We start from the raw sequence: 22580 nt of genomic DNA on the forward strand, positions 1-22580 counted from the left end.
ATTCCCTTCAGCTGCCTGCCGGCGACGAACACCACGGTGTCAGCCACGCCCTGCCGTATCTCGCGGCAACCCTAGGGGGTTCCCCGGGACTCGACGTGCGGAAACCGTCACACCGCCGGGGTGTCCGACGCCACAGCGGGACCGGTGGACATACGCCGCCGGTCAGTGCGGTCAGTGCTCCAGGGACGTCATCGCCGCGTCCCCGCGCCGCTCGGCCCGCGCGGGCGCGGGCACCGTCCGGGGCTGCGCGGGAGTGGGGGCTGGGGTGAGCCCAGGGGCCTGGGTGGACTCCGGTACGGAGCCCCCGAGGTCGGGGTCCTCGGTGCGGTGGGGCGCAGCGGTGGGGCCAGGGGCCGCGGTGGGGCCGGGGGCCGGCGGCGTCGGGGGGATCGCCGGGGCGGGGTGCGGGACGTGGGTGGGGAGCAGCCGGTGCCGGCCGGGAAGCAGGGAGCGGAGCCGCGCCCACAGCCGCTCGCGGCGGCCGTGCAGCAGCCCGAGCACGATCGCCGTGCCCACCGCGATCAGATGCTCGCGGCCGGCCAGGTTCGGAATGGCGACGGACTCCCAGACCATCGAGCCGCCGGTGAGCGTGAACACCACCGGAGCGCGTTTGATCACCGCGAGGTACGTGAACAGGCCGACGACGGCCGCGGACGGCCCGGTGTCCAGCACATGGGCGGTCTCGGGTGGCAGCCCGAGACCGCCCCAGCCGGGGCCCATCGCGATCATCAGGCGGGCGGTGAGCGTGCCGCCCAGCGTGGTGGCGTAGGCGATCACCAGCGTCCGGGCCCGGCCCAGGGTCAGTTCCGCCCAGGCGAAGGCGAGGAACAGCTGGGTGATGCCCGCCCACACCGGCAGGTCGAGCGCCGGCACGTACAGCGACACCGGGGTGCGCAGCAGCTCCAGCCAGAGCGGCAGTTCGGCCTTGACGCCGCCGAGCCGGGTCACCCAGAGGGCGCCGAGCGGGTGCTGGGCGACGCCGTGGAAGAAGACCACGCCGAACGCGGCGACGAACGCCAGCAGCAGTCCGGACAAGCCGCGGCGCGCGAGGCGCTGGACCGGCTCGATGACGATCGCGTGCCACTCGCCGCGCAGGGTGCGCCCGGTGAACCGCGCGAGGCGGGCGAGCAGGGAGCGGCATGCCTCGATGCGCCCTTCAGTCGTCATGAGACACGGCAGCCCATCGCCTTCGACTCCCCCGTCATGCACATCGCCCCTTCCGCCGCGCTTCCGGCGTCGCCGCCACGCGAGGCGTTTTCCTGACATCCGCCCTTTTCAGGCGCCATCGTATAGATGTGCTGATCTCTCCCGGTCGGCCTACCCCCTCGGTACGGGTCACGCCGTGCATGCCCGGTCCCTCCCCCGGTGTGGGCCTCTGTGGCGGTGAGGCCCGGTCGGTGACAGTTCAGCGACCCGGGAGGCGGGCGTCAAGATCCATTGCGGAAGCGCGGGGGTATGAAAAGACCCACAGCTCCACGACGCGGAAATCCAGGTCCGCGAGGCAACCCGCGGGGCCCCGGTTGCGTCCTTGCGAGCGGGCCCCTGTGCAACACCGGTCGTCCGCATGGACCCCGAGTGCCCCGGTCTTCCGGTTCGCGTCCAACGCACGGAAATGACCGCGCACTTCACGGCACAAACGCGGAACCTTTCTTTTTCGATTACGAACTCTCGTATAGTGACCGTCACTTGACCACCGTGTGTCACGTATCACCATCCGACCGTTTCCGCCAGCCCCCATGCCCGTTCTCTGCCGCGAGGACCAGACCGGACCGATGACCCCGCCCACGCATGCCGGCGACCGACCCTCCCTCCGTATCTTCCTCTCCGTCCTCGCCGTGACCGGTGCGCTGTCGGCTCTCGCGGTCCTCGCGGCGGTGGCGGCGGCTCCCGGTTCGGTGCGCACCCCGCTGGCCTGGGGTGCGGGCGCGGCGGCGGTCCTGTTCAGCGCGGCGGTCGCCATGGCCGCGCACGCGCGGCGCACCACGCGCGGACTGCGGCACCGGCTGGACACCGTGACCCGGGACCTCGGGCGCCTGCTGCAGCAGCAGGCCCGCACGACCGAGGAGGCCCGCCAGGAGCAACAGCGGCTCATCGACGAACTCGCCCGGCAGCGGGCGGAGTTGACCGAGACGTTCGAGGCCGACCGGGCGCGGCTGGAGCGGGAGAGCGGGCGGGAGACGGACCGGCTGCGCGGGGAGAACGCGCGGCTGACGGCCGAGTTGGAGCGGACCCGGCGCGAGCGGGACACGGCGATCGCCGCGACGTCCGGCGCCGCGGGCCGGATGCAGGCGCTCGCCACCGCCACGCTGGCCGATCTGCGCGCGATGGAGGACCGGCACTCCGACGAGGACGTCCTCGCCGACCTCCTCCATCTGGACCACCGCACCGCCCAGGCGGGCCGGCTCGCCGACTCCGTCGCCGTGCTGACCGGAGCGCGTTCGGGGCGCCGGTGGGCGCGGCCGATCGGGATGGAGTCGATCCTGCGCGGCGCGATGGGCCGGATCGCCGGCTACCGCCGGGTGCGGGTGCACTCGGTCAGCGAGGCCGCCGTGGCCGGGCACGCCGCCGAGGGCGTGATGCACGCGCTGGCCGAACTCCTGGACAACGCCGCGAACTTCTCGCCGCCGACGGCGGAGGTGCACGTCTACGTCGAACAGGTGCCGGCCGGGGTCATCGTGTCCGTGGAGGACAGCGGTCTGGTGATGGGCGAGGTGCAGCTGCGCCGCGCCGAGCGGGCGGTGTCCGGTGACGTCTCCGAGCTGGGCGGCCTGACCGGTACCCGGCTCGGGCTCGCCGTGGTCGGCCGGCTCGCCCGCAAGCACGGCCTGAAGGTGTCGTTCCGCCCGTCCGCGCGGGGCGGCACGGGTGTGCTGATGCTCATCCCGCAGGACATCCTCACCAGCTCCGTGCCCGCCGGGACACCGGCGGCGACGCCGCGCGAGCGGGTCCCGACACCGGCACCCGCCTCTGCCGATGCCGCCCCGGTCCACGAGCCCGCCGCCGCACCCACCACGGAACCGGGCCCCTCCGGCCTGCCCAAGCGCCGCCGGGGCCACACCCTGGCCCAGGCCGAACGCACCCGCTCCCACACCACGCGGCCGGCGCCCGGCACGGACACGCCCCGCCCGACGGCCGACAGCGCCATACCCGCTCCCACCCCCGACGACGCCCTCCGGCCCGCGACCACCGACCCCGGCACGGGCAGGGCGCGCGCCGCCCGCTTCAGCAGTTTCCGCCGGGCGGTCCGCCCGGCCACGGCCGCGACGGACGTACCGGACGCCCCGGCCTCCCACCCGGCCGACGCCGGCATCCCGCCGTCGGCCACCCGCCCCGCCACCGCCGGGCCGACTCCCCCGTCCTCGGCCGCTCCCGTCCCCTCTCCCCCCGGTACGGCTCCACCGGCGCCGCACCAGGCCACCGCCCCCGCGGCGCAGCACGGTGCGTCGCGGGAGGCCGCCGCGGGCAGCGCGCCAAGCGGTCCGGACGGCACCCGTCCGACCCCGCCATCGCGGGGCGGCACACCGGCGCCGCACCCCGTCGGCCACGCCCGGCACGACGACGCCCAGGACGAGGTCCTCGGCGGCCGCTCGCCCGGCGCCGCGCAGGCTGCGCCTCAGGAGCGAGGCGCAGCCGACGCCACCGACGCGACGCTTGGGGAGCGGGGCGCGGGCGGCGCCCGGCAGGGCACCGCCCGTGCCACCCGCACCGCCGGGCCGGCCCCGTCCGCGCACGGCGTCGCGTCGGGCAGCCGGACCGACGGCGCGCCGCCCGACGGCACGCCGGGCGGTCACGCCGGTGGTGCCCACGGCACCCCCGGCACGGACGGCCCCGCCGCCCCCTCCCATCCGCACGCGCACCCGGAAGGCGACACCACTTCATGACCGGCCCGACCACCGCCGACGACACGCTCACCTGGCTCCTGGAGGGCCTGTTGGACAGGACCCCGGGGGCGCGGCACGCGCTCGTGCTGTCCCGGGACGGTCTCAAGCTGTGCCGCAGCCCGGAACTGAGCGTCGATCAGGCCGATCAGCTCGCCGCGATCGCCGCCGGGATCCAGTCGCTGTCGCACGGGGCGTCCGTCGAGTTCGGCGACGGCAGCGGAGGCGTGCGCTCGGCGATGACCGAGTTCTACGGCGGTGTGCTGTTCATCGTGGAGGCGGGCGCCGGCGCCCATCTGGCCGTCGTCACCACGGAGGACGCGGACGCGGGCGTCGTCGGGCACCACATGACCGAACTCGTGGAGCAGCTCGGCGAGCACCTGACCGCTCTGCCCCGCACCTCATGACCAGCGGTACGGGGATGAACCGTCCGGGCCGAAACGACGCGCCCGACCGGCTGTACACCCTCACGCAGGGGCGCAGCCGGACCGACCCCGACAGCCCCTTCGACCTGGTCACCCTCGTGGTCGCCGAGTCGGGCCCGGTGACCGGGATGCAGTCGGAGCACGTGGCGATCCTGCGGATGACCGAGTTCCCCACCTCGGTGGTGGAGATCGCCGCCGAGCTGAAGCTGCCCGTGGGCATCACCAAGGTGCTGCTGTCCGACCTGCTGGCCGCCGGCCGCGTCAGCGCCCGGCACCCGCGCAGACCGGCCATTACCGATCCCGACATCCTGGAGCAGGTGCTCGTTGGACTCCGCAATCTCTGACGCGCGCACCCCGTTGGGTGCCACCGCCGACCACGGCTTCAAGATCGTCGTCGTGGGCGGCTTCGGCGTGGGCAAGACCACCCTGGTCCGCTCGGTCAGCGAGATCCGCCCCCTCGGCACCGAGGAGACCATGACCCAGGCCGGCGAGTACGTGGACGACACCCGGCAGGTGCGCGGGAAGTCCGCCACCACCGTCGCCTTCGACTTCGGCCGGATCACCCTCGACGCCCGCAACGTGCTGTACCTGTTCGGCGCGCCGGGCCAGGAGCGGTTCTGGTTCCTGTGGGACCGGCTGTTCTCCGGCACGCTGGGCGCGGTGGTGCTCGTCGACACCCGGCGGATCGACGACTCCTGGTACGCCATCGACCGGCTGGAGCACCACGGCACGCCGTTCATCGTGGCCTGCAACGACTTCGGCGGGCCCGTCCGCGCCGGCGAGGACGTGCGCGAGGCCCTCGACCTCGACCCGCAGGTGCCGCTGGTCGACTGCGACGCCCGCTCCCGCGCCTCCGGCAAGCAGACGCTGATCACGCTGGTGCAGCACGTGAAGAACCGGTACGCCGACCCGGCCGCCCGGGCGGACCTGCCCCGACGGGAGTTCGTGTGACCCACCCCGACGCCGTCCCCCTGGGCGGCCCCCGGTTCCAGACCGAACCCGCCCGCCTGTACCGGGAGATGCGGCGCGACCACGGCGCCGTCGTCCCGGTGCTGCTCGACGGTGACGTCCCGGCCTGGCTGGTACTGGGCTATCGCGAACTGCACCAGGTCACGGGCGATCCGGTGCTGTTCAGCCGGGACTCCGACCTGTGGAACCAGTGGGAGCACATCCCCGCCGACTGGCCGCTGCTGCCGATGATCGGCCGCAGGCAGCCGTCGATCCTGTACACCGTCGGCGAACGGCACCGGCAGCGCGCCGCGATGATCAGCAACGCCCTGGAGGCGGTGGATCCCTTCGAACTGCGGCGGCACGCCGAGCGGTTCGCGGACGAGCTGATCGACGCGCTGTGCACGGCCGGCGCGGCCGACCTGGTGGCCCAGTACGCGATGCTCCTGCCCGTGCGCGTCCTCGCCCGGCTCTACGGCTTCCCCGACGAAGATGGGCCCGGCCTGGTAACCGCCCTCAACGACATGATCGACGGCCGCGAGCGGGCCCTTGCCGGACAGGCTCATCTGGCCGCTTCCATGGGGCAGTTGATCGCCGACCGGAAGAAGGAGCCGGCGCAGGACGTGGTCTCCCGAATGCTGGCCGACGACAGCGGCTTCAGCGACGAGGAGATCACCCAGGACCTGATGGTGATGATGGCGGCCGGGCACCAGCCGTCCGCCGACTGGATCGGCAACTCGCTGCGCCTGATGCTGACCGACGACCGGTTCGCGGCCTCGCTGTTCGGCGGGCGGCACAGTGTCGCCGAGGCGATGAACGAGGTGCTGTGGGAGGACACGCCCACGCAGAACGTGGCGGGCCGCTGGGCCTCCCGCGACACCCACCTCGGCGGCCGCCCCGTCCGGGCCGGCGATCTGCTGCTGCTGGGACTCCAGGGCGCCAACTCCGACCCGCAGGTGCGCACCGATGCCTCCGAGCTGACCGGCGGCAACAACGCGCACTTCTCCTTCGGCCACGGCGAGCACCGCTGTCCGTTCCCCGCGCAGGAGATCGCCGAGGTGATCGCCCGTACCGGCATCGAGGTCGTCCTGGACCGGCTGCCGGACATCGACCTGGCGGTGCCCGCCGAGGACCTCACCCGCCGGCCCTCGCCGTGGCTGCGGGGGCTGACCGAGCTGCCGGTCCGGTTCACTCCCGTACCGGCGGCCCTCTGACCCCGCGCACGACGCCCCCGTACCGCCACGTACCGCCCCTGAGTACCGCCCGCGGCCGCACGCCGCACTCCTGCCCTGCTCACCCCGCCCTGGGAGGCACGTCACGATGACGACCGGTACCGAAGCACCGCGGATCGCCCTGGACCCCTTCGTCACCGACCTGGACGCCGAGAGCGCGGCGCTGCGCGCGGCCGGCCCGCTCGCCACCGTGGAGCTGCCGGGCGGGGTCCCGGTGTGGGCCGTCACCCGGCACGCCGAGGCCAAGGCGCTGCTCACCGACCCGCGCCTGGTGAAGGACATCAATGTGTGGGGTGCCTGGCAGCGCGGCGAGATCCCCGCGGACTGGCCGCTGATCGGGCTCGCCAACCCGGGCCGGTCCATGCTCACCGCGGACGGCGCCGACCACCGCCGGCTGCGCACCCTGGTGGCGCAGGCGCTCACCCCGCGCCGGGTGGAGCGGATGCGCGAGCGCGTGGCGAAGCTCGCCCGGGACCTGCTGGACGCGCTGCCCGGGGGCGGGGAGGTCGTCGACCTCAAGGCGGCGTTCGCCTACCCGCTGCCGATGTACGTCATCGCCGACCTCATGGGCATCGAGGAGGCACGGCTGCCCCGGCTGAAGGTGCTGTTCGAGAAGTTCTTCTCGACGCAGACCCCGCCCGAGGAGGTCATCGCGACGCTGACCGAGCTGGCGCGGATCATGTCCGAGACGGTGGCGGCCAAGCGGGCCGAGCCCGGCGAGGACCTGACCAGCGCCCTGGTCCTCGCCTCCGAGGACGGCGACCACCTCACCGACGACGAGATCGTCTCCACCCTCCAGCTGATGGTCGCGGCGGGCCACGAGACGACGATCTCCCTGATCGTGAACGCCGTCGTCAACCTCTCCGCCCACCCCGACCAGCGCGCCCTGGTGCTGTCCGGCGGGGCCGACTGGTCCGCGGTGATCGAGGAGACCCTGCGCTACTCCACCCCGACCTCGCACGTTCTGATCCGCTTCGCGACCGAGGACGTCCCGGTCGGCGACACGGTGCTTCCGGCCGGGGACGCGCTGATCGTGTCGTACGGCGCGATCGGCCGGGACGAGCGGGCGCACGGCCCGAGCGCCGGGGAGTTCGACATCACCCGGGAGCCGGCGAACCGGCACATCTCCTTCGGCCACGGTCCGCACGTGTGCCCCGGTGCCGCCCTGTCCCGGCTGGAGGCGGGCGTGGCCCTGCCCGCGCTCTACGCCCGGTTCCCGCGCCTGGATCTGGCGGTCCCGGCCGGCGAGCTGCGCAACAAGCCGGTGGTCACCCAGAACGACCTGTACGAGCTGCCGGTACGGCTGGATTCCTGACCGGGCGCGGAGCGTTGCTTGACTTGGAGCGCGCTCCAGCTCGTAGCGTCGCCGACGTGGGGCACGCGGGTGACCGCACCGGTGTGCCGTACGCGATGACGACCGATCGTGCGGGAAAGGACCCCCATGCACAAGCGCAGTCTGCGGAACCTCCAGGTGTCGGCCATCGGTCTCGGATGCATGGGCATGTCCGCCTTCTACGGCTCCACCGACCAGGCCGAGGGCGTCGCCACCATCCGGCGCGCCCTGGAGCTGGGGATCGACTTCCTCGACACCGCCCAGCTCTACGGCCCGCTCACCAACGAGTCGCTGGTCGGCGAGGCGATCCGGGGCCACCGCGACGAGTACGTGCTCGCGACGAAGTTCAACTACCGGATGGACGACGCCGTGCCGGGCGACATGAGCACGATCGGCCGGCAGGACGGTTCCGCCGAGCACGTCCGGGAGTCGGTGCACGGCTCGCTGAAGCGGCTGGGCACCGACCACATCGACCTGTACTACCAGCACCGGGTCGATCCGAACGTGCCCATCGAGGAGACGGTCGGCGCGCTGGCCGAGCTGGTGCAGCAGGGCAAGGTGCGCCACATCGGGCTGAGCGAGGCGAGCGCGCAGACCATCCGCCGGGCCCACGCCGTGCACCCCGTCACCGCCGTGCAGAGCGAGTACTCGCTGTGGACGCGGGACGTGGAGGCCGAGGTGCTGCCCACCTGCCGGGAGCTGGGCATCGGCTTCGTGCCGTACTCCCCGCTCGGCCGCGGCTTCCTCGCGGGCCGCTTCACCTCGCCGCAGGAGCTGGACGAGAACGACTTCCGGCGCAACAACCCGCGGTTCGAGGGCGCCCACCTGGACGCGAACCTGCGGCTGGCCGAAAAGGTCAAGGAGATCGCGGCCGAGAAGGACGTCACCCCGGCCCAGCTGGCCATCGCCTGGGTGCTGGCCCAGGGCGAGGACCTGGTGCCGATCCCGGGGACGAAGCGGCGGACGTACCTGGAGCAGAACGCGGGTGCCGTCGACATCGAGCTGAGCAAGGACGACCTGGCCCGCATCGACGCGGAGCTGCCGCCGGTGTCGGGCGAGCGCTACGACGAGGCGGGGATGCGCTCCGTCAACCGCTGATCCGCCGTGAGGTGCGTCCCCGTGAGGTGCGTCGTGTCCCGCGTGAGAGCACGCTGGAGGCATGAACGCCGGGCCCAGACGCGGGGGCGCACGCCAGCCGTGGCAGTCCTCGTCCGCGCTGCTGCTGCTCCCGATCCTGCTCATCGTGGTGATCACGGTGGCGGATCTGCGGACACCCGCCGGGGTGCACCTCGGTCCGGCGCTGGTGATCGCACCCGCGCTCACGCCGTCCTTCGCCGGGCCCCGGACCACGGCGGCGATCGGGGCGCTGGCCCTGGCCGCGCAGATCCTGATCGGGATCACGCACGGCGGGATCAGCACCCTGAACCACATCGTGCAGATCATCACGCTCGCGGTGCTGGTGGTGCTGGTGGTGGCCTACAGCGCCCTGCGCGACCGTCGGCAGGCCCAGCTGGCCCAGGTCCGCACGGTCGCCGAGGCCGCCCAGCACGTGCTGATGTGGCCGCTGCCCGAGCAGATCGGCCCGCTGCGGATCGCCTCGCTGTACCTCGCCGCCGAGGACGAGGCGCAGATCGGCGGCGATCTGTACGCGGTGACCCGGTACGAGCACGGGGTGCGGGTCCTGATCGGCGACGTGCGCGGCAAGGGGCTGTCGGCCATCGGCGAGGCCGCGCTGCTGCTCGGCGCGTTCCGGGAGAGCGCGCACCGGCACATGCCGCTCGCGGACCTGGCTGATGTGCTGGAGCAGAGCGTCACGCGCTACGGGGCGGACCTGGACCCGCCCGAGGAGGCGGGCGAGCGGTTCGCCACCGCCCTGCTGGTGGAGATCCCGGACCGAGATCCGGTGACCCGGATGACCAGCTGCGGTCATCCGCCGCCCCTGCTGCTGAGCCCCGGGCACGCCGTCACGGTCCCGAGCCTGCACCCGTCACCGCCGCTCGGTGTGCACGACGACGTCGAGCACACGCTGGACGTCTTCTCCTTCGAACCGGGCGACACCCTGCTGCTCTACACCGACGGGGTGGTGGAGGCCAGGGACCCCCGCGGGCGGTTCTACCAGCTCGCCGAGCGGGTCGCGCGGTGGACCGACGACAGCCCCGAGGCGCTGATGCACCATCTGCGGCGGGATCTGCTCACCCATGTCGGCGGCCGGCTGGACGACGACGCCGCGCTCATCGCCCTGCACCGTACGGCGGTCGAGCGACGCCGGCACCACGGCCGGGTGGCGGCCGGCGACGCCCACCGGCACGGTTGAGGGCGCGGGCCCCGCCCCGAGTGGGGCGGAGCGGGACCGCGCGCCCCGGCTTGTCGTCGGCCGGACCCCGCCGCCCCCCGCCTCAGCGCACCGCCTTCAGGTCGGTGATCTTCAGGGTCTTCAGGTCGGACTGGACGTCGATCCGGCTGACCTCCGGGTGCTGTGCGTCGCGCCAGGTGAGGGTGACCCGGCTGGTGGCGTGGCCCGCGCCGGTACCGGTGTGGGTCACGTTCCACTTCACCGGCACGTCCTGGGCGAACAGAATGCCGTCGGCGTGCTCCCTCTTCTCGAAGGCGGCGACTTTCCGCTGTGCGGCGGCGGAGAGGTAGAAGCGGCGCAGCGCGTCGGCGGCGGGGCTGGCTGACGTGTCGTCGCTGGCCCACAGGGCGTCGGTGTAGGCGCCGTAGAAGTCGGCCACGTGCTGGGTGGCGTTGCGCGGGTCGCCCGGGGCGACGGACACGGCGGCGGCGCGGGTGGTGCGGCTCGCGTCGGTTCCGGCGAGGGCGGGCGTCACGGCGGCCAGGGTGAGTCCGCCGGTGAGGGCCACGGCGGTGAGCAGGGTGGTGCGACTGCGAACGGACATGCGTGGCCAAACCCCCCGTCAAGGGACGACCATCCCGATCCCGGCCGTCCGCGCACCTTAAGACCGTATTTCCCTCACGCCGGTTCCGCGTTCCGGGCCCTTTTCCCCTCGCTCGTCCCGCCGCACCGGGCGGCCCGGGTCCGTGGGGCCCTCGACCAGCCGGGCGAGGTGGTCGAGCGCCATCCGGGTGCCCTGTTCGTTCGCCTCGCGGGGGATCCTGTCGGGGACGCCCTCGTGCAGGATCTCCACGTGCGTGCCGGCGCCCGCCGCGGTGAGCGTCGTCGTCATCGTCATGGTGCCGTGCAGCGTGTCGTCACCGGTCTCGAACGCGAAGACCTCGACGACCAGTGCGCCCGGCACGAGCCGGGCGAAGTGGCCGTGGTAGGTGTCGGTGTGTCCGCCGGACTTGCCGGCGGCGGACGCGTCGTCGTAGGTGAGGGAGATCCGGAAGGTGCCGCCCTCCCGGGCGTCGAAGCGGTGGACGCGGGCGGTCATGCCGGCCGGTACCCGCCAGGCGGCGAGCGCGCCGGGATCGGTCAGGGCCCGGTACACGGCCGCCGGGGGCGCCTGCACGTACCGCGAGACCCGGGTGGCGTACACGCGCTCACGATACCGGCCCGGTGCCTGTCCGGTCCCGGCCCCTGCGGGCGGGACCGTCCCGGAATGTCCGGCCGGGGGACGGCGGTTCGCGCGCCCCGGTAGGTTCGCCGGCACCACGAGGCACCCGCCCCCGACCCTCACGGAGAGCCGACGTGACAGACATGGGATTCAGTCCGGAGCGGATCGCCACCCGCACGCCGCACCCCGCCCGGATGTACGACTGGTTCCTCGACGGCAAGGACCACTACCCCGTCGACGCCGAGGCCGCCGGCGCCGTGCTGGAGGTCTTCCCCGGCGTGAAGGACACGGCCTGGGCCAACCGCGAGTTCATACACCGGGCCGTGCGGCACGTCGCCCGCCAGGGCGTCGCCCAGTTCCTGGACGTGGGCACGGGGATCCCCACCGAGCCGAATCTGCACCAGGTCGCGCAGGCGGTCGAGCCGGGCACCAGGGTCGTGTACGCGGACAACGACCCGGTCGTGCTGCGGCACGCCGAGGCCCTGCTCCACGGCGCCCGGGAGGGCCGTACCGCCTGTCTGCACGCCGACGTCCGCGAGCCGGAGCGGATCGTGGAGTACGCGCGCGAGCACCTGGACCTGGGCCGGCCGGTGGGTCTGTCGCTGATCGCGCTGCTGCCGTTCGTCCCGGACGAGCGGGAGGCCTACCACGTCGTCCGGACCCTGCTGGAGCCGCTGCCGTCCGGCAGCCATCTGATGCTGTCCCATGTGAGCGCCGAGTTCGACCCCGAGGTGTGGGCGCGGATCGAGGCCGTCTACCGCTCCGGCGGCACACCGGTCCGGGCGCGTTCGCACGCCGGGGTGACACGCTTCTTCGACGGGCTGGAGCTGTACGAGCCCGGTGTCGTGCCGGCCACCGGCTGGCGTCCCGAGCCGGGGATGCGGGTGCGCGAGGTGCAGCCGGTGTTCGCGGGTGTGGCCCGCAAGCCCTGACGGCGGCGCGGGAGGCGGCCGGGCGGCAGCGCGCGACCGCGGGACCGGCCGCGTGGGAGGCCGGAGCGGACCTCTGCCGCGAAATACCGTCCCCAGAAGGAGGTTTCCACGACGCCCGGCGACGGCGACGAGCCGGTGCAGCGCATGGCGTCCGTGTCGTACATCCGGTGACCGAGGTCGAGGTCACCGCCGCCGCCGAGCTGATGCGCCGCGACGGGTTCGCGGAGGAGGCCGGCGTCAGCCTCTCGGTGCGGCCGCTCGCCGGGGAGGCCGTGGCGAGGAGGCGTTCGCGCGGCGGCGGGGGCGCGGCCGACCGGATGCGCTGACCGGGCGGTCAGCCCGACTGCTCCTTCGTGCGGGCGTCGATCCGGCGCCGGTCGGGCCAGCGCACGTCGTAGGCCCAGCCGAGGCGTTCGAACCAGCGGATGAGGCGGGCGCTGGCGTCGAGCTGTCCGGTCAGGACACCGTGCCGGGCGCTGGTGGGGTCGGCGTGGTGGAGGTTGTGCCAGGACTCGCCGAGCGACAGCGGCGCCAGCCACCACACGTTGCCGGAGCGGTCCCGGCTGCGGAACGGGCGTGAACCGGCCGCGTGGCAGACGGAGTTGACCGACCAGGTCACATGGTGGACCACGCAGATCCGGACCAGTCCGGCCCAGAACAGGGCGGTGAGCGCGCCCTGCCAGGAGCGGGTCAGGGCGCCGCCCAGCAGCGCGGGCAGCGCGAGCGAGGCGAGGACCAGGACGCCGAAGCGCCGCGAGACCAGCATCAGGGCGCGGTCGCGCACGAGGTCGGGGGCGTAGGTGCGGGGCGAGGCGTGCTCGGTCTCGAAGAGCCAGCCGAGATGGGCGTAGAGCATGCCCTTGGCCACGGCGCGGGGCGAGTGTCCGTACCGCCAGGGCGAGTGCGGATCGCCCTCGCGGTCCGAGAACCTGTGGTGCTTGCGGTGGTCGGCGACCCAGGTGAGCAGCGGCCCCTGCACGGCGAGGCTGCCGGCGAGCGCGAGCGCGATGCTGAGCGGGCGGCGGGCCTTGAACGAGCCGTGGGTGAAGTGCCGGTGGAAGCCGACGGTGATGCCGAGTCCGCTGATCAGGTAGAAGGCCACGGCGAGTGCGAGGTCGAGGGGGCTCAGGCCGTGCCGCCAGGCCAGCGGCACGGCGGCGAGCAGCGCGAGGAACGGTACGGCGACGAAGACGCCGATCATGAGCTGCTCGCCGGTGGGCCAGGACCGGGCGCCGCCGGTCAGAGGGGTGGACTGCGAGGACATGGACACCTTCCGGGGCGCGGGGCGGCTAGTCGACGACGGTGAGGGCGAGCACGGCGTTCTGGCCGCCGAAGCCGAAGGAGTTGCTGACGGCGGCCCGCATCCGCTGCGGCCGGGGCACTTTCGTGACGACGTCCAGCTCCATGTCCGCGTCGAGCGTGTCCAGGTTGGCCGTGGGTGGGATCAGCTGGTGGTGCAGGGTGAGCACGGTGCAGGCGGCTTCGATGGCGCCGGCGCCGCCGATGGCGTGCCCGAGGGTGCCCTTGACCGCGGTGACGGGCGGCGGTCGGCGGAAGACCTGGTGCAGCGCGTTGTGCTCGGCGGCGTCACCCTGCGGGGTGCTCGTGCCGTGGGCGTTGACGTGGTCGATGTCCTCGGGGGCCAGTCCGGCGTCGGCGAGGGCGGCTGCGAGGGCTCGGGCGGCGCCGTCGCCGTCCGGGTGCGGGGCGGTGACGTGGTGGGCGTCGCAGGACGCGCCGAAACCGGCGAGGAGCGCGTCGGGCCGTACGCCCCGGGCGCGGGCGTCGGCCGTGCGCTCCAGGACGAGCACGGCCGCGCCCTCGCCGAGGACGAAGCCGTCGCGGTCCCGGTCGAACGGACGGGAGGCCGTCTCGGGGCTGTCGGCGCGCCGGGACAGTGCGCGCATCTGGGCGAAGCAGGCGGCGGTCATCCGCAGCCGGGCCGACTCGCTGCCACCCGCGAGTACGACGTCACAGAAACCGGACAGCAGCCAGTCCCGGGCCAGGCCGATCGCGCTGGTGCCGGAGGCGCAGGCGGTGCTGACGACCATGTTGGGGCCCTGCGCGCCGAGGTCGAGCGCGATCTCGGCGGCGGCCATGTTCGGCACGCTGCGCGGGAGGGCCAGCGGGGAGACACGTTCGGGGACGTGACCGGCGAGGCGGTCGAACTCGGCCTGCCAGCTCTGCATGGATCCGGTGCCGACGCCCATGATCACGCCGACGCGGGGCGCGTCCCAGTCACCCGGGGCAAGGCGCGCGTCGGCGACAGCCTCGCGGGCGGCGAGCAGGGCGAAGGTGGTGAACCGGTCGAGACGGCGGGCGAGCCGGTGGCCGAGCCGCCCGGCCGCGTCGAGGCCCGGCACCTGGCACGAGAAGGCGACGGGCAGCCCGTCCAGGGTGGCGTCGGGGGCGGCGGTGGACACTCCGGCGGTCAGGCCCGCCCAGGTCGCTTCCCGACCGATGCCGGCCGGGGTGACCAGTCCCAGTCCGGTCACGGCCACCGGGGCGCGCCGCGCGGGGCCACGTGCTGTCACGAGCTGCATAGAGCGTGATTATTCGGGCCGCGCGAGGAGGTTGCGGGCCGCCACGACTCGTTCGGCCCGCACAGAGGGCGGCCTTCCACCCGGATGCCTGAAAACCCGGATGCCGGACAACGCGGTCGGCTGACAACGCGGCTGTCCGAACTCGGTTGCCCGGGAAGTCGGCTGCCTGGAACCGCCGGACGCCCGGACGTCGCCGGCGCCGCGTCAGCCCGGTCCGTCCGTCCCGGCCGGGTCCGCACCGGTGACCGGCGTCCGTGCCGCCCGCGACCAGGACTTGGCGAGGGCCCGCTCCGGCTCGTCCGGCGGCCGTTCTCAGACGTCGAGCCGGAGGGCAGGGCCGACGTGGACGTGGACGCGGGTGCGGCGCAAGGGGGCCGTGAAGCAGCCGGCCGGCTGCTTGGCGCGGCCCCCTGAGGAGACCGGTGGGCGTCCGCGTGCCGCACGACACCGGACTTCAGCCGGCCGGGCGGGCGCGTGGGGTGCGGTGCCGGGACAGGCCGCCCTCCGGGTGGAGGCGCACGCCGCGCCCGGCCGGGAGGGCGTCGGCGGCGCGCCGCAGCGCGTCCGGGGCCCGCCGGCTCACCCGGTGCACCGGGGCGTGCCACTCCCGCACCCACCGTGTGCAGTGGGCGTTCGCCATCAACCAGGACCGGGACCCGGACGTCCACGCGACCGGTGTGGCGGCGGGGGCGCGCCCTGCACGACCGGGTCGCCGAGTGATCGTCCGCCGCCGCGCCGCCGCCCCGAGGAGGGGCCCGGTCCCGTCCTGCACCGTCCAGTGCAGGTCACCGAGCGCTCGGCCGGAGCGTGGCCGACGTCCGGACGGCCGTCCGCCGAGGCTCAGTTCCCGGCGCGCGCGTGTGCCTCCAACGCGTCGGCGGCGGCGCGCAGTTGTGCCGCAGCGGTGACGCAGGCGCCGGCCTGCCGCGTCAGGGCCGGGCGGCTCCGGTCGGCTGCCGCCGGGCAGCCGGCGAGCGTGGCCGCCGTGGCGGTCAGCCGGCGGGCGTAGCTCTCCATCAGGGCGGCGTCGGCCCGCAACGCCTCTGCAGGGGACCGGAGTTCATCCGCCGGTGCCGTGGTCGTGGTCGTGGTCGTGCGGGTGGACTCGGTCACCATGGCGGCTCCCAGTCGGCTCGGGTTCGGGCGGAGGGTCAGCGGGCCAGGACGGCGCCCGCGCTGCGGTGCAGCAGGAACTGGGGGCAGCTGAGCGCGAACAGGGGCCGGGCGGCGTCGACGCCGAGCCGGCGCAGCTGTCCGGCGAGCGGTTCGGCCGCGGCCGTGTCCAGCCGCAGCCGGATGTCCGTGCCGGGATGCAGCCGCATCCTGCCGTGGGCGCGGATCAGGGTGCGTACGGTGCTCTCGCCCCGGCGGCCGTAGAGGATCCAGTCGGCCTCCGGGCAGCGCAGGCCCGGGCCCAGCCGGCCCTCGACGGTGACGCCGATGTCCCGCGAGCGCATGGTGACGTCGCCGCCCGTCAGGTCGGCCTCGGCGGTCATCCGCATCGCGGGCTGGCCCCAGATCTCCCGGGCGACCACCCGGGCCTCCTCGCTGGTGACGGCGAGGGAGAGGACCCAGCGTCCGGTGCGGCGCAGGTCGACGCGGCGCAGCAGGTCGGCGACGACGTCGTACGGGCGGGGCCGCCACAGGTCGTCCACGAGGACGGACAGCGCGATCTCGGTGTACGCGCCGATGGTGCTGCACCGGTGCTCGTAGAGCGACACCACGGCGAGCGCCCGCCGGCCCAGCCGGCTCGGCGTCAGCCAGCCGGCGTCGGGCAGCCGGCCGCGCGCCGCACGGACGGCGACGGGGTAGCACAGGTGGACGGCGGAGGAGTCGTAGTAGCGCACCGGCACGTCGACCGGCCCGGCCGTCGTGGCCAGGGAGATGGTGGGCAGGGTGAGGAAGGGGTAGCCCTCGGGCGGGTGGTCGCGGTCCTTCAGCTGGTAGGCCCGGGTGCGCACGATGGGGCCCCGGTAGGGCGTGAGTGCCTCGTCGACGCGCTTGCGGGCGTCGGGGACGACCGTGCGCAGGTGCTCGATGTACTCGTGCAGCATGTGGCACAGCGGGAACTCGCGCTTGGGGCCCACGTAGTCGACCTCGTACCGGTTCGGGTGCGGGTCGAACGCGCGGCCGGCGCCGCGGCCGTCGAGGACGGGGACGATGTCGTGCTGGTTGGTGATGGTGGCGACCCAGGTGTGCGGGTCGGCGGGTTCGTTGTTGCCGATCGGGGAGCCGACGGCGACGACGTGCGTGACCTTGTAGGTGCGGCAGAAGTCCGGGTCCTGGGCGAGGTTCATCAGCGCGATCCCGCCCTCGCCGTGCCCGATCAGCGCGAGGTCGGCGCCGCGCGGGATGCCGTAGTCCTTCAGGGCGCGCAGCACCGAGCGGGTGTAGGGCGAGTCGGTCATGAACAGGTTGCGCCAGGCGCCGGCGAAGTCCTGCGGGGAGTCGTTGCGGGGCCGGCCGGGCGCCATGCCGGGCGCTTGGACGACGTAGCGGACGACGCCGTCCGGGCCGCGCACGTTCTGCACGAGGATCCGCCCGTCCGTGGAGAGCACCTCGATGTTGCGCAGGAAGCCGAGGAAGGAGCCCTCGGTGGCGATGAACTGCCGTTCCTGGTCGGTGAGTTCGACGGCCACGGCGGCACCCTCGCCCCTGTCCGGGTGCGCGAGGCGCGAAGCGCTGCCGCCGTGCACCGGGCCGGCGTGCAGCCCGCGCCGCGCCGCGAGCGCCCAGTCGGTCCCGTCGTTCTTCGGGTCCTCGGCCAACAGGGCGCGGACGGCGAGGAGTTCGGCCATGATCGGGGCGAGGCCGGACAGGGCGCGCTGGGCCCTTCGGTCGCGGAACAGTGCACGCAGCGCGCGTACGGCCGCCAGGTCGCGGTCGGCGGTGACGGCCTCCCTCAGCCTGCGCATGCCCGGATCGCGTTCGAACTCGGGGTGGTCGACCAGCACGGCGGCGGTCGTCAGGCGCAGCGAGGTGACGGCGACCAGCGCGGCCAGGCTCTCGCGGCCGAGCACCCCGCCGGCCGCGCCGAGCACCTGCCCCACGCCGTTCGGGGCTGTGATCGCCGCGCCGCCGAGGCCCTGCTTGTTCGTCAGGGCCCGCAGCAGCGCCCACTGGGCGACGAGGCCGGTGCGGGGACGGCGGCGCGCGGAGGCGGTCAGGGCCGGCGTGAACAGGGCGCCGCTGGTGCGCGCGGAGACCGCTCGGATGCCCTCGGCGACGTCGGCCACGTCCCGCGCGCACCGGCGCAGCACCGCTGCGGCGTCCTGACCGTCCGGCGCGGGCCGCCCGGGCGCGTGGCCGTCCGCTCCCATCCGAGACTCCCTCGCTCCGGCGTCGTACGACATTCAACGTCGCATGGTGTGTGACGGGTTGCCGCCGCGTCGGTGGTCGCGGCCTCCCTCCCCATCGTCGGGCAGGGGCAGCGGGCCCGCACCTTCATCCGTCCAGGCAGAGGATGCCCGCCGGTGCCCCGCCGCCCGCCGAGCCCGGACTCCGCGGGCATATGGCGCCCGCATAATCACCGCACCTGCCCTCCGGTACTCCCCCGCGCCGCCTCTCGGGAGACGCTCCGTGACCACGTCCGCCGAACGCCCCGGGGTCTGCGGGCCCCGCTTCCCGACACCGTCCCGTCCGGCCTGCCGCTGCGCACCGGCTATCTGCTTGCGGCTGGTTCCCCTCCTCTCCGGTGCGCTGTCAACCACCCGCGCTCCGCGCCCGATCCGCCCGGTTCGTGATGAGTGCCGTCAGACCCATCACCGTCGCGAGGCCGCGGACCAGGGCGACGCTGCTGACGTCTCGGGGTAGTCGGTCGCGGGGTGGCGTCGCGGGCGGGTCACGGACCCATGCGCCGCGATCCGAGCAGGGTGGCGGCGAGGGCTGCGGGGATCAGCATCAGGAAGAGGACGGCGAGCACCCCGAGCCCGGTCGGGCCGCCACCGGGCCGGACGAAGCGGGACATGAGGGTGAGGGTGCGCGGCCGACCGGGCGGCGGGGTGTACGGCAGCCGCGGGCCACCAGTGGCGGGGCTGGACGAATCGGTGGGCGGGCCACTGGGTCGGCCGGTGGTGGCTCCGGTGGTCTGGCCTCCGGTGGATCGCCCCGCGGTGGTCCGGCCGGCCGTGGCTCGGCCTTCGGCGGACTGGCCTTCGGTGGCGCTTCCGCCGGTCGACCGGCCACCGGTGGCTCCGCCGGCGACCGTTCCCCCGGCCGTGGCTCGGCCTTCGGCGGACTGGCCTTCGGTGGCGCTTCCGCCGGTCGACCGGCCACCGGTGGCTCCGCCGGCGACCGTTTCCCCGGCCGTGGTCCCGCTCCCGCTGCTTCCCCCGCCGGCGGCCCCTGCTCCGCCGGCTCCGGCGCCACCTCCGGTTGCGGCTCCTCCGGCGGAGGTTCCACCGCCTGCGGCGGCTCCTCCCGCAGCGGCTGCTCCTCCGGCTGCCGTGGCCGCGCCGGAAGTCGTTCCAGCACCCGCCGCGGTCCCAACACCCGCCGCGGTCCCAGCACCCGCCGCGGTCCCAACGCCGGTCGCGGTCCCCGGGCCCGCCGTCGTTCCGGCCGCCGCGCTCGCGGCTCTCGCGGTGATCCCCGTCGCTCCGGTGGTGGTGCCGGGGGCGGCCGCTCCCGGTGCCCGGGCGGCGATGACGGAGCCGGCCGGAGGCAGAGGTGGGGGCGGCGGGAAGGGCGTGCCGGGCGGTACCGGCAGGACCGGGGGTGCGGGCGGTGCGGGGGCCGGCATGGTCGGAGGCGGCACGGGACCGGCGGGGGGCGGAGGCGGGGGCTGTACCGGCGGGGGCGTGGCCGCCGGCAGGATGAAGGATGCGGTCGCCCGGACGGTCAGCGGCGGGGGTGGTTCCAGGTGGCCGTCCGGCAGCAGGGTGGACACGTGGTCGGACCCCGTCACCTCGCCCGCGCTGAAGTAGGTGCCGGGGGGCCGGAGCACGGTCGCCGCGCACCGCGTCGTACGGCCCGGCTCCAGGCTCGGCACCGTGTCGCCGCCCGCCGGGCAGACGATCCGCGGTGGCGCGAGCACGGGATCGGTGAGGTGGAGCCCGAAGAGCGTGCGGCTGCCGGTGTTGGTCACGTCGTAGAAGACGGTGGCCCGGCCGGAGGCGACGGCCCTGCCCAGGGACCCGGCCCTGGTCACGGCGGCCTCGGAGAGCGCCAGTTGCCCGCTGACACCGGCGTATCCGGAGGGTGCGACGGCCCGGGATTCCCCGCCCGGGGCGGGTACGCGGCCGACGGCGGTGACGTCGGCGATCCAGATACCCGCGCGGGCGGCGGTCCGGGCCGTGCAGGTCACCGAGGCGAGGCTGCGCAGCATCGCCACGTGGTCGCCGCCCCCCGTGCAGCTGATCGGGACGCCCGGCAGGCCCGGATCACTGACCCGCACGTCGTACAGCTCGGCCCTGGTGCGGTTGATCAGCAGGTACGCCTTCTCCAGCGGATGGCCGACGCGGATGCCGGGGTTGGTCGCCTCGGTTCCGGGCCTGGTGTCGACGGCGACCTCCAGGCCGAGCCCGTGGCCCACCGCGGCGTCGGCGACGGCGCGGTGGGCCGGTGCCGCGGTCACGACCACGAGGAGCGGCAGCACCACGACCGGCCGGGGCCCGAGGGCGCGCAAGCACCTCCCTGAAAATCCTAAGAACACACAAAAAGGAGTAACAGGGCGCTCCACGGGCGAGGTTCGGCCCACGCCGATCGCCGGCTGTAATCCTGCGAAGATCACCCCGGTGGCCGCGCTCCCGCCCCGCCACCGTCACGCGACCGCCCGCCGCCGACACGCGGCCCTCAGGCGTCGGGCATCAGCCCCGCGGCGACTGTCGCGCCCAACTCCCAGCACGCCCGCACGTCGGCCTTGCCGGGCTCGCCCGTGACGGTCACCGGGTCTGCCGCGCGGCGCCAGCCGAGGCCGGTGGTGACGGCCTCGACGGCGCGAACGGCGCCGGTGACGTCGTTACCTCCGTGCACGTAGTAGCCGAACGGCCGGCCCCGGGTCTCGTCCAGACACGGGTAGTAGACCTGGTCGAAGAAGTGCTTCAGCGCGCCGGACATGTAGCCGAGGTTCGCCGGGGTGCCGAGCAGGTAGCCGTCGGCTTCCAGCACGTCGGAGGCGGTGGCGGCGAGGGCCGCGCGGCGGACGACGCGGACACCTTCGATCTCCGGAGTGGTCGCGCCGGAGACGACGGCCTCGAACAGCGTCTGGCAGTGGGGCGAGGGGGTGTGATGGACGATCAGCAAGGTAGGCACACCCCGCACCCTGCCGTGCGGCCGCCACCCTCGCAAACGGCGCCCCACTTGGACCGTAAATACGTTCGATTTCATTCGGTGCGCCTCGGTTACAGTGCACCCCTGCCCAGGAGGGGAGAGGAACAGTGCGGGTCGCAGTGGGGTCCGTGCCGGGCCGAGCAGCCGTGGCGGTGGCGCTGGCGGCGGTACTCGGTGGGTGCGCGCAGTCGGGGGACGACGACAAGAAGGGAGCCGGCGCACCGGCTTCGGCTTCCGGGAAGGAGGCGGGTAGTGGCGTGACGGAGGCGGCGGCGAGCGGTGGCGCGGTCGGCGCGCACGGTTCGGACTGTCCCCTGCCGGTCGGTTTCTCCGTCGCCCGGCACTGGAAGGCCAAGGCGGTCGACGCCGGCGGGGAGTTGTCGTCGAAGGCCTCGAAGACACCGAAGGACTCCGACGGCGCGGCCGGAGCCCTCACCGACAGCCTCCTGCGCCAGGGGCCGGTCACCATGGCCTGTGAGATCGACGCCAAGCCGGCCGGGCACATCGGCTTCCTGCGCGTGTGGACCGGCAGGCACGGCAACGCCGACGCGGGCGCGGTGCTCCGGCAGTTCGTCGCCGCGGAGGACAACACGAGCGAGGCGACGTACCGTTCGGTCACCACCGGCGGCGGGCTCTCCGGCGTCGAGGTGGAGTACCTCTACACCAGCAAGCTCCTCGAGGAGACCAAGAAGGAGACCGCCCTCGCGGTGAGCACCCCCGACGGGCCGGTCGTCCTGCACCTCGGCGGCATGGACACCGAGGAGCACGAGGCGATGCGTCCGGCGTACGAACTCGCCAAGCGCACCCTGAAGTTGTCCTGACGGCCGGCCACCTCGCTCAGCCCCCCGACGTGGCCCGGCCCAGGTAGGTGAGTGGCCCGGCGTCCGCGACCGGGATCTCGTGGAAACCGAGCCGGTCGTAGAAGGCCCGGGCGGCGGTGTTGACGGTGACCATGCCGAGGTGCACGGCCTCGACCCCCTGCCCGCGCAGGGCCTGGAGGAAGGTGTGCGTCAGCTGGCGGCCGTGGCCCCGCCCCTGCCAGGGAGGCAACAGGTCGATGTGGAGATGGGCGGGGTAGGCGGCGAGTTCGGGTACGAGCATGCGCTCCGGGCGGTGCAGGAGACGGATCATCTCCTCGGTGGGCGTGCGGGGCGGGACAGCGGGATCGGGCTCCGGGTAACGGTCGGCGAGCCGGGGGATCCAGCCGTGCCGGAAGTCCTCGACGAAGCGCTCGGTGTCCGCCGTGCCGACGATGTAGCCGACGGCCCGGCCCGTGCCGTCGTCCAGCACGAAGGCGAGGTCCGGGTCGAAGTGGCAGTACGGCTCGGCGAAGAGCGACGGCATCAGGCGCGGGTCGGGATAGCGGGCCCGGGAGTCGCCGCCGTTGTGCGCCGTACGGACGCAGACGTCGGCCACCGCGTCCCGGTCGGCCGGGGTGTACGGCCGGATGACGGAGGTGGTTCGGAGAGCGGACATGCCGCCATCCTGGGCCGCACGGGAGCGC

At 74.3% G+C, this 22580-nt stretch carries 22 protein-coding genes; 11 read left to right on the forward strand and 11 right to left on the reverse strand.

What is annotated here, in order from left to right; genetic code table 11:
- Positions 1-171 precede the first annotated feature (171 nt).
- Positions 172-1167, reverse strand: coding sequence for a hypothetical protein (locus ACZ60X_RS16650; protein WP_469598769.1), 996 nt, complete (start codon positions 1165-1167; stop codon positions 172-174).
- Between the two features lie 605 nt (positions 1168-1772).
- Between ACZ60X_RS16650 and ACZ60X_RS16655 the strand changes: the two genes are divergently transcribed.
- From ACZ60X_RS16655 to ACZ60X_RS16690, 8 genes are all read left to right on the forward strand, one after another.
- The gene (locus ACZ60X_RS16655; protein WP_469599226.1) at positions 1773-3881 is read left to right on the forward strand and encodes a sensor histidine kinase; all 2109 of its coding nucleotides are present in this window, start codon (positions 1773-1775) and stop codon (positions 3879-3881) included.
- A complete protein-coding gene (locus tag ACZ60X_RS16660) occupies positions 3878-4285 on the forward strand; it encodes a roadblock/LC7 domain-containing protein (RefSeq protein WP_469598771.1) in 408 nt (135 codons plus the stop codon). Before ACZ60X_RS16655 ends, ACZ60X_RS16660 begins: the two co-directional genes overlap by 4 nt.
- A gap of 14 nt (positions 4286-4299) precedes the next feature.
- Positions 4300-4647: a DUF742 domain-containing protein gene (locus tag ACZ60X_RS16665; protein ID WP_469599228.1), complete on the forward strand. Its 348-nt coding sequence runs from the start codon at positions 4300-4302 to the stop codon at positions 4645-4647.
- Complete coding sequence (locus tag ACZ60X_RS16670; RefSeq protein WP_469598773.1) at positions 4628-5254, forward strand: GTP-binding protein; 627 nt, start codon at positions 4628-4630, stop codon at positions 5252-5254. Before ACZ60X_RS16665 ends, ACZ60X_RS16670 begins: the two co-directional genes overlap by 20 nt.
- Positions 5251-6465: a cytochrome P450 gene (locus tag ACZ60X_RS16675; protein ID WP_469598776.1), complete on the forward strand. Its 1215-nt coding sequence runs from the start codon at positions 5251-5253 to the stop codon at positions 6463-6465. The genes ACZ60X_RS16670 and ACZ60X_RS16675 overlap by 4 nt, the downstream gene beginning before the upstream one ends.
- Before the next feature lie 106 nt (positions 6466-6571).
- Positions 6572-7798, forward strand: a complete 1227-nt coding sequence (locus tag ACZ60X_RS16680) for a cytochrome P450 family protein (RefSeq protein WP_469598778.1) — start codon at positions 6572-6574, stop codon at positions 7796-7798.
- A 126-nt stretch (positions 7799-7924) separates the two neighbouring features.
- Positions 7925-8914 (forward strand): aldo/keto reductase, encoded by a 990-nt coding sequence (locus ACZ60X_RS16685; protein ID WP_469598780.1) that lies wholly within the window; start codon positions 7925-7927, stop codon positions 8912-8914.
- 61 nt (positions 8915-8975) lie between these two features.
- The gene (locus tag ACZ60X_RS16690) at positions 8976-10130 is read left to right on the forward strand and encodes a PP2C family protein-serine/threonine phosphatase (RefSeq protein WP_469598782.1); all 1155 of its coding nucleotides are present in this window, start codon (positions 8976-8978) and stop codon (positions 10128-10130) included.
- Between the two features lie 82 nt (positions 10131-10212).
- Here ACZ60X_RS16690 and ACZ60X_RS16695 read toward each other — a convergent pair whose 3' ends face one another.
- Both ACZ60X_RS16695 and ACZ60X_RS16700 read right to left on the reverse strand, forming a co-directional pair.
- Positions 10213-10713 carry a hypothetical protein gene (locus ACZ60X_RS16695; protein WP_469598784.1) on the reverse strand — a complete coding sequence of 167 codons (501 nt, stop codon included), beginning with the start codon at positions 10711-10713 and terminating at the stop codon, positions 10213-10215.
- Between the two features lie 57 nt (positions 10714-10770).
- Entirely contained in the window at positions 10771-11313 is a 543-nt protein-coding gene (locus ACZ60X_RS16700; protein WP_469598786.1) for an SRPBCC domain-containing protein, read from the reverse strand.
- A gap of 152 nt (positions 11314-11465) precedes the next feature.
- Between ACZ60X_RS16700 and ACZ60X_RS16705 the strand changes: the two genes are divergently transcribed.
- Entirely contained in the window at positions 11466-12263 is a 798-nt protein-coding gene (locus ACZ60X_RS16705) for an SAM-dependent methyltransferase (protein WP_469598788.1), read from the forward strand.
- 167 nt (positions 12264-12430) lie between these two features.
- Positions 12431-12589 (forward strand): hypothetical protein, encoded by a 159-nt coding sequence (locus ACZ60X_RS16710; protein ID WP_469598791.1) that lies wholly within the window; start codon positions 12431-12433, stop codon positions 12587-12589.
- Positions 12590-12597: 8 nt separating this feature from the next.
- Here ACZ60X_RS16710 and ACZ60X_RS16715 read toward each other — a convergent pair whose 3' ends face one another.
- The 7 genes from ACZ60X_RS16715 to ACZ60X_RS16745 all read right to left on the reverse strand — a co-directional run bounded on the left by ACZ60X_RS16715 (position 12598) and on the right by ACZ60X_RS16745 (position 21058).
- Positions 12598-13527, reverse strand: a complete 930-nt coding sequence (locus ACZ60X_RS16715; protein ID WP_469598793.1) for an acyl-CoA desaturase — start codon at positions 13525-13527, stop codon at positions 12598-12600.
- 25 nt (positions 13528-13552) lie between these two features.
- Positions 13553-14806 carry a beta-ketoacyl-[acyl-carrier-protein] synthase family protein gene (locus ACZ60X_RS16720; protein ID WP_469598795.1) on the reverse strand — a complete coding sequence of 418 codons (1254 nt, stop codon included), beginning with the start codon at positions 14804-14806 and terminating at the stop codon, positions 13553-13555.
- A gap of 454 nt (positions 14807-15260) precedes the next feature.
- Entirely contained in the window at positions 15261-15446 is a 186-nt protein-coding gene (locus tag ACZ60X_RS16725) for a hypothetical protein (protein ID WP_469598797.1), read from the reverse strand.
- A 200-nt stretch (positions 15447-15646) separates the two neighbouring features.
- Positions 15647-15922, reverse strand: coding sequence for a hypothetical protein (locus tag ACZ60X_RS16730; RefSeq protein WP_469598800.1), 276 nt, complete (start codon positions 15920-15922; stop codon positions 15647-15649).
- 35 nt (positions 15923-15957) lie between these two features.
- Positions 15958-18126, reverse strand: coding sequence for a hypothetical protein (locus ACZ60X_RS16735; protein WP_469598802.1), 2169 nt, complete (start codon positions 18124-18126; stop codon positions 15958-15960).
- 521 nt (positions 18127-18647) lie between these two features.
- A complete protein-coding gene (locus tag ACZ60X_RS16740; protein ID WP_469598803.1) occupies positions 18648-20432 on the reverse strand; it encodes a hypothetical protein in 1785 nt (594 codons plus the stop codon).
- Positions 20433-20599: 167 nt separating this feature from the next.
- Positions 20600-21058 (reverse strand): flavodoxin family protein, encoded by a 459-nt coding sequence (locus ACZ60X_RS16745; RefSeq protein ID WP_469598805.1) that lies wholly within the window; start codon positions 21056-21058, stop codon positions 20600-20602.
- A 170-nt stretch (positions 21059-21228) separates the two neighbouring features.
- On the opposite strand from ACZ60X_RS16745, the gene ACZ60X_RS16750 reads away from it, so the two are divergent.
- Positions 21229-21897 (forward strand): lipoprotein, encoded by a 669-nt coding sequence (locus ACZ60X_RS16750; protein WP_469599230.1) that lies wholly within the window; start codon positions 21229-21231, stop codon positions 21895-21897.
- 16 nt (positions 21898-21913) lie between these two features.
- Here the strand turns inward: ACZ60X_RS16750 and ACZ60X_RS16755 are convergent, their stop codons facing one another.
- Entirely contained in the window at positions 21914-22552 is a 639-nt protein-coding gene (locus tag ACZ60X_RS16755; protein ID WP_469598808.1) for a GNAT family N-acetyltransferase, read from the reverse strand.
- Between the last annotated feature and the right edge of the window lie 28 nt (positions 22553-22580).

The sequence above is a fragment of the Streptomyces sp. NPDC104106 genome (assembly GCF_055584345.1).